At 36.5% G+C, this 13,211-nt stretch carries 12 protein-coding genes; 5 read left to right on the top strand and 7 right to left on the bottom strand.

What is annotated here, in order from left to right:
• Positions 1–469: 469 nt before the first annotated feature.
• The 4 genes from WAK64_RS09340 to WAK64_RS09325 are packed head-to-tail and all read right to left on the bottom strand — an operon-like array spanning position 470 to position 6,037.
• Positions 470–1,360: a 5'-3' exonuclease gene (locus tag WAK64_RS09340; protein WP_336586697.1), complete on the bottom strand. Its 891-nt coding sequence runs from the start codon at positions 1,358–1,360 to the stop codon at positions 470–472.
• 45 nt (positions 1,361–1,405) lie between these two features.
• Positions 1,406–2,251, bottom strand: coding sequence for a sulfurtransferase (locus WAK64_RS09335; protein WP_336586696.1), 846 nt, complete (start codon positions 2,249–2,251; stop codon positions 1,406–1,408).
• The gene (locus WAK64_RS09330) at positions 2,248–2,433 is read right to left on the bottom strand and encodes a hypothetical protein (protein WP_419465927.1); all 186 of its coding nucleotides are present in this window, start codon (positions 2,431–2,433) and stop codon (positions 2,248–2,250) included. Before WAK64_RS09330 ends, WAK64_RS09335 begins: the two co-directional genes overlap by 4 nt.
• Positions 2,423–6,037 carry a dynamin family protein gene (locus tag WAK64_RS09325; RefSeq protein ID WP_336586694.1) on the bottom strand — a complete coding sequence of 1,205 codons (3,615 nt, stop codon included), beginning with the start codon at positions 6,035–6,037 and terminating at the stop codon, positions 2,423–2,425. The genes WAK64_RS09330 and WAK64_RS09325 overlap by 11 nt, the downstream gene beginning before the upstream one ends.
• 152 nt (positions 6,038–6,189) lie before the next feature.
• Between WAK64_RS09325 and yunB the strand changes: the two genes are divergently transcribed.
• Complete coding sequence (gene yunB, locus WAK64_RS09320; RefSeq protein WP_336586693.1) at positions 6,190–6,963, top strand: sporulation protein YunB; 774 nt, start codon at positions 6,190–6,192, stop codon at positions 6,961–6,963.
• 91 nt (positions 6,964–7,054) lie between these two features.
• Here yunB and WAK64_RS09315 read toward each other — a convergent pair whose 3' ends face one another.
• Both WAK64_RS09315 and WAK64_RS09310 read right to left on the bottom strand, forming a co-directional pair.
• Positions 7,055–7,603 (bottom strand): isoprenylcysteine carboxyl methyltransferase family protein, encoded by a 549-nt coding sequence (locus tag WAK64_RS09315; protein ID WP_336586692.1) that lies wholly within the window; start codon positions 7,601–7,603, stop codon positions 7,055–7,057.
• Entirely contained in the window at positions 7,603–8,676 is a 1,074-nt protein-coding gene (locus WAK64_RS09310) for a type III polyketide synthase (protein ID WP_336586691.1), read from the bottom strand. The genes WAK64_RS09315 and WAK64_RS09310 overlap by 1 nt, the downstream gene beginning before the upstream one ends.
• 164 nt (positions 8,677–8,840) lie before the next feature.
• Between WAK64_RS09310 and WAK64_RS09305 the strand changes: the two genes are divergently transcribed.
• Positions 8,841–9,323 (top strand): chemotaxis protein CheX, encoded by a 483-nt coding sequence (locus tag WAK64_RS09305; protein WP_336586690.1) that lies wholly within the window; start codon positions 8,841–8,843, stop codon positions 9,321–9,323.
• Between the two features lie 306 nt (positions 9,324–9,629).
• Here the strand turns inward: WAK64_RS09305 and WAK64_RS09300 are convergent, their stop codons facing one another.
• On the bottom strand, positions 9,630–10,400 hold the full coding sequence (locus WAK64_RS09300) for an SDR family NAD(P)-dependent oxidoreductase (protein WP_336586689.1): 771 nt from the start codon (positions 10,398–10,400) through the stop codon (positions 9,630–9,632).
• Between the two features lie 294 nt (positions 10,401–10,694).
• Between WAK64_RS09300 and WAK64_RS09295 the strand changes: the two genes are divergently transcribed.
• Genes WAK64_RS09295 through WAK64_RS09285 form a run of 3 tightly spaced genes read left to right on the top strand, consistent with a single transcriptional unit; the run spans position 10,695 to position 13,005 of the window.
• Complete coding sequence (locus tag WAK64_RS09295) at positions 10,695–10,853, top strand: cytochrome c oxidase subunit 2A (protein WP_336586688.1); 159 nt, start codon at positions 10,695–10,697, stop codon at positions 10,851–10,853.
• 24 nt (positions 10,854–10,877) lie between these two features.
• The gene (locus tag WAK64_RS09290; protein WP_336586687.1) at positions 10,878–11,354 is read left to right on the top strand and encodes a cytochrome c oxidase subunit II; all 477 of its coding nucleotides are present in this window, start codon (positions 10,878–10,880) and stop codon (positions 11,352–11,354) included.
• Position 11,355: 1 nt separating this feature from the next.
• Positions 11,356–13,005: a b(o/a)3-type cytochrome-c oxidase subunit 1 gene (locus tag WAK64_RS09285; protein ID WP_336586686.1), complete on the top strand. Its 1,650-nt coding sequence runs from the start codon at positions 11,356–11,358 to the stop codon at positions 13,003–13,005.
• Positions 13,006–13,211 lie beyond the last annotated feature (206 nt).

Below are 13,211 nucleotides of genomic sequence, written 5' to 3'. Positions count from 1 at the left end.
TAAGAAATGCAGTATTCTATTGCTTGTTATACGAAAATTGAGTAGGAAAGAATGATATGGCCATCTTCTCATTTCGAAAATGGTCTTTTTTAATTGCACGGTCCTATCGGTATTCGACACACCCTACTTTACCACTCGTGTAATTCCCTTTAACCTTCATTTGGTCTATAAAGAGTATTGTTTATATAGCTTAGGTATATCAATTAAACGAAAGAAGTAAGGAGAATGGTGAAAGAGATATTCCATTCCAACCAATAACAAACCAATTCTTTTAGGAGATAGATTCTAAAGGGATAGCTCGTTCCAAAAAGAGGAGCGTGTACACAAAAAAAGGCTACCTAACTCTATTTGAAAAATAGAGTTAGGTAGCCTAAAATGGGGTTGTTTCTGCCTCAAATAACTAGTTTAGTTCATTATAGCTTTTTATACTATTTTGTGCTCACAGTAAGTAGTCTGCTTCTTACCAAAACTAAGAAACTACTTCTTCAAAATTATGTTGTAGTAAAAAGCGTTTGACCACCCTTAATTCATGATCATCAATAAACATATGTGTACCATCAGCTAAACCTGTCCATTTTGCTTCATCAGTTGATAGTTCAATTGGGACGGTACAATGAATTTCAGCCAGTTTTCTTGATAAATGTAGCATTTCTAAATCGTTTGTTATTTTCTTTTGTTGAGAAGGGGTTAATTTTTCAAGATTTGTTAAAATACCTTGAATGTCACGATGTTCAGAGACAAGCTTAATGGCTGTTTTTTCACCAATACCCTTTACGCCAGGATATCCATCACTCGTATCTCCCATTAACGCTTTTACATCAATAAACTGCAATGGTGTAATGCCCTTTTCCTCTATAAAATTATGTTTCGTATAGGTTTTATAATTTCCAAACCCTTTTTGTAATATATGAACATTAATATCCTCATCTAGCAGCTGAAGAAGGTCATGATCCCCACTGACAATGGATACTTTACGGTCTGATCCCATTTGTTTCGCTATCGTTCCAATACAATCATCTGCCTCATAACCAGGCAGTCCTACATTCAAAAAATTAAAAGCAGCTGCTGCTTCTTTAGCTAAATCAAACTGTGGAATTAATTCTACTGGTGGTGCATCTCGATTCGCTTTGTAGCCATCAAATAACTCGTTTCGAAACGTCTTGGCTCCCATATCCCAACAAACAATCACATGGGATGGATTAACATAATTCGTTGCTAATAACGAATGTTTAATAAACCCTTGAACGGCATTTGTAGGGGTACCTTTTGTATTCATCATATATTGTCCCGTCACAGCTGTAGCAAAAAACGAGCGGAATAATAAGGCCATACCATCTATTAATAAAACATGTTGCTTCATATCTTCACCTCACGCTCCATTATAGCATAGTTTGTCGGTAACATTTTATTTTGATTGATTGACAACATTGACCACACTATGGCCCTCATAGGAGACCCAGTCGCTATAACTGCCAGCGTAAAGTACAATATTATGAAAACCAGCAATCTTCAAAGCGATGACGTTTGGGGTAGCCGTCACTCCTGAACCACAATACACGACAACGGGTTTGTCCTTTGGGAGAGTGCCAAATAATTCCCTTAATTCACCCTCTGATTTATAATGTCCATTTGAAAATACCGCTTCCCATGGGAAATTGACAGCTCCAGGTATATGTCCAGGTATAGGGTCGATTGGTTCTTCCTTACCCGTATAACGCACTTCAGATCGTGAATCCAAAAGCACTCCCGACTGTTTACCTGAAACAACCTCTTCTACGAATTGGACATCTGCTAACCAATCCCTTTGTGGTTTACTAATATATTTCACGGGTTGACTTATTGGAATGCTATTCTCAAGAGGAAAACCTGCTCCCCTCCAAGCTTTCATTCCTCCATTAAGTACATATACTTTTTCATGCCCCAAATAGCGCAACTGCCACCAGCACCTTGCTGCAAAAGCTCCCTCTCCTTGATCATACAGGACAATTGTATCTGTAGGTAAGATGCCACGTTTCCCTAATGTATTTTCAAAATCGGATATACTTGGAAGAGGGTGCCTCCCCCCATGGTTTGAAACAGGTGCTGATAAGTCTCGTTCCAAATCGAAATAAAGAGCGTTCGGAAGATGCTCTTGTTCATATTGTTTTCTACCTAATTGTTTGTCATGAAGAGAATAGGAACAATCAATGATTTTTATATCTCCCTCAGCAAGGTCATTCAGTAAGGTTTCTTTCTCCACAACGTACTTCATTTTTTATCACTCCCCTTTTTGCTCATCAATAACAAAACATGCTCCTTTGGCTCCCAGCAGTTAAAAACATACGTCGGTTTCGTTTCATATCCTAATCTCTCACAATAATAGACCATACCTCTTGTTGTTTTATTTGCTTGAAAATGAATGCACGTTGCGCAACAATGAAATCTATTCTTCATCATCCAGACCCTCTAGCTTCTTTAATAATAACTCCCATTTTGGCAGTTCGGTTTCTGAATGCAAACTATGATCCCATGCTTTGAATTGATCTGAAAGGTCCATCTTTGTTTCATCCAAATAACGGGTAAACTCTTTTGTTAAATACGCTTTTGACCAATCGGTTAACACTTGATTCATTGAATGCAAGTATTCTTTAGCAACAGGGCTTACAATAGATTGTAACGACTCTTTTAATAAGACTTTTTCATTTTGTTCAAAAAAGCGCTTTGTACCTTTAAATAGCTTTAGTGAAAAAGAAAAGGATTGCTGCATAAATAACTCTTTTGCATTCGTAAACAAGGGAATCTCTACCTTTTCCCATTCGAAATCTGAAAAAACTAAGTCATCATTCACTTTTTTTATATTTAAGTGAAGGGTCCCAATTTTCTCTTGTAGACTCTTTATCATTACTTTTTCAATACGAACAGATGTCGCTCTTAGTTCTTGAGCAAGGTCAAAGGCTGTTGCCTCGATCAATTCATTTAAAGCTACCTGCAATGCCGTTTTACCGTCATATTGTACAAATAGCGATGGGTGAAACGTTTCTTTAAAGAAATCAGAAAAACGGAAGAAGACTCGTTGATGAACATATAAAAGCAGTTCCTCTACTTCCTGCTCCACTGATGGATATAATGTTTCCACTGATTGCTTTTTAAGTAATTGTAGGACTTCTTGCTTTTCTAAGCGATTTTTATCTTTAAATATTTCTCGTTCGTTAGCTGTTTTTTTACTTCCATCTATAAATAGTGATAGCCTGCTTAATCCTTTTTTCCAAAGTGAGTTGGCTGAGTCAATGGTAACTTTGGTTAGCCCATTCGTTAAATAATCATCGAAGCTTTGTTGGAAGTGACCCATTTGTTCGTTTAATTCTTTTCCTTCTAGCTTTTCATCTAAAGAGCGTAAAGAAGATATACCAAAAAGCTGCGGCGAACGTATTCCATAATGATTAAGCTGATTTCCAACATATTGCATTACCTCTTGTTCTTCCTCTTCTGATGACGCAAGGTCAATGGCATTCACGATAAAAAACATTTTATCCATTTCAAATGTATCTTTCACTCTTCCAAGTTGAATGAGGAATTCACGATCAGCTTTACTAAATGCATGATTGTAGTAGGTGACAAATAAAATCATATCAGCATCTTTTATATATTGAAAGGCAACGTCTGTATGGCGCGCATTTATAGAATCTGCTCCTGGCGTATCGACTAACGTAATCCCTTGATTCGTAAATTGATTATCAATATACACATCAATTACATCTACAAAACACGACTGTTCTTCATTTGCTGCGTACCCTTCATAGGTTTTCAGATTAACTTCAACTGACTTTCCGAGCTTATTTTGATAGTTTTTAATCCCTCGATTAAAAGCCTGCAGGAAAGAAATATGGGTATTTTCCACTCCACTCCGCTTCTCCATTGAAATAAGTGGGATTTTTGCTTGAGCTTCTTCAAATGTATTCACCTTCATGGAAAACATAGAAAGGGATTGATTTAATTCTTCTAAAAGAGCATGTTCAGATTTAAAGTAAATAACAGCCTTATTTGAATCATGTTTTCCGATAGGTCTTATACGATTGATTGTGGCTGTAGTCGGATTAGGAGAGACAGGTAACGCTTTTTCGCCAAGAAGAGCATTAGCAAATGAAGATTTGCCGGCTGAGAAAGCGCCAAACAAAGCTATAGTATAATTCCTATTTTTTAAACGGTTCGCTTTTTCTTTTATACTCTTTGCAAATGAGTGAAAACCAGGAATCTGAATAAATTCATCGCCCATTATTGATAATCTATCTACGATTTTATCCACATTAATATCTTTTTGCTTCTCTCTCTCAATGGTATGTGATGGAGTGAGTAATTCGATGTCTGCTTCGATTTCTTTCTCCCATCCTTCTGATGAGAGATCCTGTCGTATACCTTCCTCTTCCTTCACCCATAGCGAGACCGCTGTGTCTACATAGTCCGTTAAGATTGACTCGTCTGGATTATTAGCATTTTTTAATGCTTCTTGTTTTTCATATAGATGCTTTTTTTCCCTGTCAATTTCATTAAATGCCTGTGCTTTCAACACAACCTCCTCGGAAGGGGTCAGGTTGAACTCCTCTTGCATTCTTTCAACCATGCTTGCCTTGATGTTATTCGTTTCCTTCTCCGCTTCTTTTGAGATGATACCTGCTAATTCCTCACAATAGGTTAACACGTATTCACCTGATAGCTGAGCCCCTCGTTTTTCAGCCTGTTTAAGCATATCCACTGTGACGATGACCTCAAGTTTATCACATTGCACCATTATACTTTCATCAAGTATTCGTGCATTTTTTAATTGCTGATGGCAAAACGTTCGTAAATGCCAGTCTAACTGCGAAACGACTGTTTCTTGGACTGCACTATGAAACGCTTTTAGACGACGAGCTCGTTCTTCCTCGGTTTTCCCTTTTGAGAAAAGAAAACCGACTTTAAAATCTTTTTGAATGGATGCCAAATAATCTTCAGCCAATTTTCGATTTTCAAACGGCATTAAATACGCATTCTTTATTATTTTTTTACGTTCTGCATTAAATTGTTCCTCAAATACTTTAATGCTTTCACCAGATTGATGCTTTTGCCAATCTATATATTGTTGAACAATATTTTCTTTTTTCTCCCAATCTTTATGGGTCAGCTTTTCGACAAAAGGCTGGACTCTTTCATCATATTGTTCCTCCAGCCACTGTTCATGTTCAACTATTAAGTGGCGAATACTTTTTTCTATTGTTTGATCTGCCGTTTCAACCCGACCAGCCATCTTTTTTTGAATAAATTGCTGGAGTGTTGGAAATTCGTTAAAAGGGTGATCGTGTTTTTTTAAGCTCGTGTAAAAAACAGCGGTCAGCTCGACACCCCATGCCGCAAAAGATTGACGAACAGATTGTTGAAAATCTTCAAAAGAAAGCTCTTCTTCATTGTGTTTATCCACTTGATTAACAATGAGATGCACGGATGCTCCTTTTTCGATTAACTCCTTCGTATAGCGAAAATTCACATGAGATTGAACGTGATTATAATCTACTACATAAAAGATCACATCAGCCAAATGAAGAGCGGATTCCGTTGCAAGCATATGGGCCTCATCCGTTGAGTCAACCCCAGGCGTATCTAGCACTGTTACCCCTAATGGTAATTGAGAATCTTGATGACCAATCTCAATTAACTCCACTTTGTCACCGCTTTTACAAAGTGGCATTATTTTCCTTGAATCATAATCACCTTGAACAAGGATTGGGACTTGGTCGTGGTAATGAATTTTTGTAAATTCTTCTTTGCTCTTATGTATTTTAACTAAATTTGCACTTGTAGGAATCGGACTCGAAGGAAGGAGTTTTTCTCCTGTTAGTTCATTAATCATCGTCGACTTGCCCGCCGAAAAATGCCCACAAAAGGCAATTACCCATTCACCTTTATAGATTTTTTTACTTAGAAGTTTTGTTTTCTCTGTCCTCTTCTTATCACCGTGCTGATCAAAAAGTTGATAGAGCTGAACGGTTTTATTTAACAAGTTCTGTTGTTCACTAGATTTGATCATATTTTTTCCCCTTGTGTTTTGATAACGCTTTAATTGTAATCCATATTTCCGTTGAATCCTATATCAATATTTATAATTTTACCAGTAATGAATCAAACATGAAATGTAAGTACGAATACAGGCATATATATTTATAGAGAAGGAGGGCTACTGTGTTTAAAACAAGAAGAAGAAAGAAAAAACTAAAAGGGCCTATACCCACCACTTACGTGTTTATGATTACTTTGGTTACATTTAGTGTATTAACCTTTATGAGTTTATCGATAATTAATGCAAGTATTGAACCTACTTTAAAAATCATAGCGGAAACGAAAGCAAGACAATTTGCTGCACAGGCCATCAATGATGCCATATCAAAGAAAATATCAGAAAACATTGATGTTAAGGATCTATTTGTTATACGAGAGGATGGTGGACAAATCTCATATAGCACTAATCCAAAAGTATATAATCGGGTGATTTCGGAAGCAACGATTAGAGTTCAAAAATATTTAGACCTCGTGGAAGCCGGAGATTTAGAGAAATTAGAGTCCTTTAAAACAGATATTGACATTGACTATTCAGATTCACAGGTACAAAATGGAATCATTTATCAAATACCGCTAGGAATGGCGACAAAAAATACACTACTTTCTAATTTAGGACCAAAAGTACCTGTGCGGTTTGAAATCTTAGGAGCAGTTACCTCCAACATTGAAACCAAAACAGTTGATCTTGGTATTAACCATGTTTTCCTTGAAATATACGTTAACATTAAAGTAGAGATGAATGTTATCATTCCCTCTGCGGAAAAGGTCATTGAAATTTCGAACCCTGTAAATATTGGCGCAATCTTTATTGAAGGTGACGTTCCTCAATATTATAATGGCCAAGGGGGAAGTGATCAATTTAACCCTATTGTTGTTCCAGCTGAGCCTCCAAATTAATTAACGAAAGGTCTTAACGTAATGGTTAAGGCCTTCTTTCATTTTGTGATGCATAGATACATGTTCAAACGAGCATATACAATATAGCTCTTTATGACCGAGCCCATCGCTTTTTTGTTGGAAATATCTCTTCATAATTCGTAATTTGTTTTAATGCTTTTTCTTCGATTGGGATTCGAATGGCTAAAATTAGCTGGTTTAAACAACCGAAGAAAAACAATGTCCAAAAAGCATCGAATAGGAGAGGGATAACGATTAGTTCAATCGTTACAAGGACATAATTTGGGTGTTTGAAGTATTTATACGGACCCTTTACGATAACATTCATCTCGGGCAAAACAAATATTTTCGTATTCCAATACTTACCTAAAGACGTAATAATCCAAACCCTTCCCACTTGTGTAAGTATAAAGAGAATGAGATAGAAAGGCCAAAAAGAGCTCAAATTTCCTTCATTCCATATCATTTCCCCTAAGAGCGAGATAAAAAACAATGTATGAATGAGGACCATAACCTTATAATGTCGTTGTCCAAACTCGATTGCACCTTGACTTATCATCCATTGTTCATTTTTCTTTGCGATGTATAGTTCCACTAATCGCTGTACAATAACAATACCAATAAAAATATAAATGAACATTATTCCCACCTCATTAATAATAACTCTGATGCAAATCCCGGTCCTAAAGCGAGCGCTAACCCATATTCTCCATTTTGAATCGATTTTTTAAAATGTTCCTTTAATACATAAAGAACGGTTGCCGAAGACATATTGCCAAAATCCTTTAATACTTTACGCGCTAAAAAAAGTTGTTCATCCGTTACATTTAAGGAAACTTTATACGCATCCAATACTTTCTTTCCTCCAGGATGGACAACAAAATTCGAAACATCATTCAGCGTAATTTCGTATTGTTGCAAAAAATGATCAACATTCGGCCTAAGCCAAGATTGAACTAAGCTTGGAATGTTTTTTGAAAATACAACAAACATACCTTCATTCCGTATATCCCAGCCCATTACATCAAGTGAATCCTTCTTTAAAATAGATTGAGTACCAATGATTGAGGGAAGAACTCTATTTTGGTGTACCAACACAGCACTCTTATCCCCTGAAACCAATGCACATGCAACCCCATCAGCAAACAAAGCAGTTCCGACTAAATTACTTTTACTCCGATCATTTACTTGAAATGTTAGAGAGCAAAGCTCGATAGTCAACACAAGTACATTCGCTTTTGGGTAAGCTACACAATAATCTTGTGCGCGAGCTAATCCAGCAGCACCTCCAGCACATCCCAGCCCCCAAATTGGGATTCGTTTTACATATGGAGAGAATGGTAACAAGTTCATGATTCTCGCCTCTATGGTGGGAGTTGCGATGCCAGAAGTACAAATCGTAATAATGGCATCAATGTCCCCATAATTAAGACCCTCTGTCTGTTGAATGATTTTTTCTATACAATTCTTCCCTAATTCCACTGAATTTTCGATAAATAAATTATTTTTTTCTTCAAAGCTATGCTCTTTGGAAAACCAATCAATATCTTTGACAAAGTACCTTGTTGTAATATCTGAATGCGTAAAAATTGGTAATAGACGATCAATATCCTTAAATGAAGATGAAAACAAACTCTTGGCAAAGCCAACCGCTTTTTCTTGCGTAATTTGAATAGGTGGAATTTCAGATTCTACATTGATAATCTTTGGCATTCTATCGCCCCTTTTCTACATGGATATAATGCCCTTAATTACCTATTTATATTTGAAAAATTGTCTGTTTTTTATTTTAATTTTAAAAATTATCTAAATTTTTAATCCTATTTACCTATTTTATGTGTTAAACTAGTGAGGATAAAACTGTGGAGGATATTGAGATGACGAGTTCAAATAGCATTCATAAAGTGCTAAACAGCAGCATTGAAGCGATACGGGCCGTTATTCCTATTTCACTAAAGGTGGATAAGCCTTCTTTACTACAACACCCTATTTTCCAGCATCGTTTCGGTGTATTAATTGGGATTACTGGAGATGTTAGAGGGAAAGTGATTGTAGAAAGTCAGCACGATACCTTGAAAGGAATAGGAACTGCCATGTTCGGAATACCTGTTGAAGGTGAAATGTTAGAGTCATTTGCCGGTGAACTCGGAAATATGATTGCTGGCAATCTCTCTACAAATATTGCTAATAAAGGTTTAACAACGGATATTACCCCTCCAACTGTAATTGTTGGACAATCAAAATTATACGGATTTGAACAAGCCATCTTGCTTCCTATTCATATAGTGAGCTTAGGAGAGCTACAGATCATCTTTATGCTTGAACAACCCCAGAAAAAAAGAGAAAACTCCTTCCAATAGCTATTTGTTTCAAATCAGCTTAAGTAGACTTCCAAACTAGAAAAAAATATCAAACACTATTTTTTCCTGTTCCATTCGTCAAGAAGGTCCATCCCAAAAGAGATGGACCTTCTTGCTATATAAAGCTATCTAATTTGATTTATGAGGAAACCATTTAGTTATAACTAAGGTGTTTCGTCCATAATAACACGATAAAAACGTTGCTTTAAATTAACCTCTCCATAACACTAAATAACGTGACATTATTCCTTCCGACAAGCTTATAAGATTCATTACCTTACATTAGAAAGGTAATGAGCAATGAAGTTAAAAGCCATTTATGGTCATTCCTCCATCAACAAAAAGCGTTTGTCCTGTAATATAATCAGCCCCTTCTGTGCAAAGAAATACCGTCGGTGAGACAAGCTCTTCTAATTTTCCAATTCTTTTTAAAGGCGTTACTTCTAAAATATCATTTACGTAATCAGCATCATTTAATAATTTTTCCGTTAATGGAGTTGGAAAATACCAAGGACCAATTGCATTTACATTAATATTATGTTTCCCCCACTCCAGTGCAAGTACTTTTGTCATTTGAATTAAGGCTGCCTTCGTCATACCATATACAACCCCTGTCCTTAATGCGACGTGACCTGCAACAGAGGAAATATTTATTATTTTCCCCCCACCTCTTTTCTTCATTCTCTCGCCCGCCTTTTGAGCCATTAAAAAACATGATTTTACATTTGTATCCATAATAAGGTCCCATTCCTCTGTTGTTACGTTGAAGGCTTCTGACCGCTTGTTCATGCCTGCATTATTAATTAACACATCTACAGGCCCTACTTCTTCATCAATGCGATTAAAAAGTGTAGTAATTTCTTCTGTTTTTGTTAAGTCTGTCGGCATAACCCAGCATTTTACCTCTTTCTCTTGTACAAGGCTTTGCGTTTCTTCTAGCTCTATATTCGTTCTTGAGACAAGAATAAGGTTAGCTCCTGCTTCTGCTAAACCGACGGCAATCGCTCTTCCAATACCTCTACCAGCCCCTGTAACAATGGCATTCTTTCCTTTTAACGGTTGTAAAGTTCCAAACAATGTACATACCCCTTTCAAACGTTTTATTTATTAATATTTATTCTTTATTTTAAAGTAACTCCCTCTTTTTTTGTTGAATAATTGTAACAGGGCACTCATTTAACTAAATTGAGTATATTTTCATAATTATCTTTCAATTCAATGAGGAAAATAGATTAATTTAAAGTGGTTCCTTCACACTTTTTTCACATTTTTTGGCTTCAAATGTGATTTTTATCACAGCCCCTTTCAGTTTTCAACTCTATGATAGTGTTAACGATAAAAATATTTATCAAGAGAAAGGGGGAAACACAAGTGGGAAAACCAGAAACTCAGTTACCTCATCAACCTAAAAGAAAATTAGAGGATGAGAAAAATTCGTTAAAAGGAACGCTTGCCTCTGTATCTTTACTTGGTGCATTTATTGTTGTTACATGGTTTATTGTCTTTTTTATTTTTATTGATCGTTTTTAGAGAAAGAGAAAGGGGTAGATTTTTATGCACATGCACCGTTATGAAAAATGGTGGCTCATAGTAGGAACGGGATCTCTCGTTTTATTTCTAGTAATATTAGGCATTTCATCCTTCCATCAAGGGCACGAGCCCCCTAGTGCGAAAGCATTTATTGATCCTGAAAGAGTTGAAGAACGCGCACCGTTTAATGATCCAGGATTGAAAAAGGTAGAAGGAAAAGACTGGGATTATGAACTTGTATTTGTTGCATCAGCTTTCTTTTATAATCCTGGCGAAGTTGAAATCCCGAAGGGTTCTACCGTAAAAATTATCGCTACTACAAAAGATGTTATACACGGTTTTGAGGTGGCAGGAACAAATATTAACATGATGATTGAACCTGGTTATATTAGTGAATACGTCACCACAATGGACGAACCAGGAGAATACTTAATTGTTTGTAATGAATATTGTGGTACCGGTCATCACACGATGAAATCGATGATTAAGGTGGTGGAGTAAGATGCAATCTTCTTTTATTAAAATTGATAAAAAAGACGCTGGGTTAGTAATGGCGCATTTCTATGTTGCCTTTATTGCTTTAGCATTAGGTGGATTAGCAGGACTTCTGCAAGTATTAGTCCGGTCTGGAAGATTCACTCTTCCAGCAAATATTGGCTATTATCAAGTATTAACCGTTCATGGAGTATTACTCGGACTTGTCCTTACTACTTTTTTTATATTAGGTTTTCAAATAGCTGCCGTTAGCCGAACTTCTGGCACCTTCTCTAAAGGTTCTCGTTTGTTAGGTTGGATTGGTTTTTGGGTCATGGTATTAGGAACAGGAATGGCTGCAACGATGGTGCTATTAAATGAGGCTTCTGTATTGTATACATTTTATGCACCCCTTCAAGCACATTGGATCTTTTACTTAGGATTAACGTTTGTAGTTGTAGGAAGCTGGATTGGTGGCGCGTCTGTCATTAATGAATACATTAAATGGAGAAAAGCGAATCCTGGTCAACCAAGTCCTTTACTTACATTTATGGCCGTTATTAATACCGTTTTATGGATTGTCGCAACATTAGGTGTTGCTGCAACAGTATTATTCCAACTACTTCCTTGGTCTCTTGGATTAGTAGAACGTGTTGACGTCTTAGTGAGCCGTACACTGTTCTGGTATTTTGGTCATCCACTTGTTTACTTCTGGTTATTACCTGCCTATATGGCTTGGTATGTAATTATTCCAAAAATTATTGGTGGAAAAATTTTCTCAGACTCACTAGCTCGTATGTCTTTTATTCTATTTTTACTTTTCTCTATCCCTGTTGGATTTCATCACCAATTAGTTGAGCCAGGAATTGACGCTAGCTGGAAGTTCCTTCAAGTTGTGTTAACCTTCATGGTCGTGATTCCATCGTTAATGACTGCTTTTTCGTTATTTGCAACCTTCGAGCTATTCGGCCGTTCGAAAGGAGCAACAGGGTTATTTGGATGGTTTAAGAAACTACCTTGGGGAGATGCTCGATTCGTCGTTCCATTTATTGGAATGGTCGCTTTTATTCCTGCCGGAGCAGGTGGACTTGTGAACGCATCAAACCAAATGAACCAAGTCATTCATAATACTATTTGGGTGACTGGACATTTTCACTTAACTTTAGCGACTTCTGTTGTCCTAACATTCTTTGGCATTATGTATTGGCTAGTTCCTCATTTAACCGGTCGTATATTAACAAAACAGATGAACAAATTAGCTATTATTCAAGGAATCGTATGGGCAATTGGAATGTCAATCATGTCTGGAGCAATGCATATTGCTGGATTATTTGGAGCTCCCCGCCGCTCTTCCTTCTCTACTTACGGAGATGCTCAACAAGCGTTAGACTGGATCCCATACCAAATTGCTCAAGCAGTTGGTGGAACCATTCTATTTTTAGGAATCATTCTTGTGCTTTACATTTTTATCAACTTAGCATTCTTTGCACCAAAGGGAGAAGAGGAGTTTCCTGTCGGTGAAGTAGATGAGGGCGCAGAAAGAACGCCGATGGTATTGGAAAACTGGAAAATTTGGTTAACTGTTCTCGTTGCACTCATACTAGTAGCGTACAGTGTTCCTTTCTTAGATATGATTCAAAATGGACCACCGGGGTCAAAAGGATATAAACTTTGGTAATAGCGTTACATTTCTTTATATGAACATACTTTTAAAGGTAGGATAAAATTATCCTACCTTTTATTATTTAATTTTGTAGGTTATGTTGTAATGATTTCCGTTTTTACAACCATTTTAATATGTTATATTCAAGCGTTCGTAAGGATTTATCGAATGAATCACTATTATAAGATTATGATAGACTATGTAACATACCTTCTCCGTTT

The organism is Bacillus spongiae (genome assembly GCF_037120725.1).
Classification (GTDB): Bacteria; Bacillota; Bacilli; order Bacillales; family Bacillaceae_K; genus Bacillus_CI; species Bacillus_CI spongiae.
The sequence above is the reverse complement of the archived record's forward strand: the minus strand, read 5'-3'. Positions and strand labels throughout refer to the sequence as shown.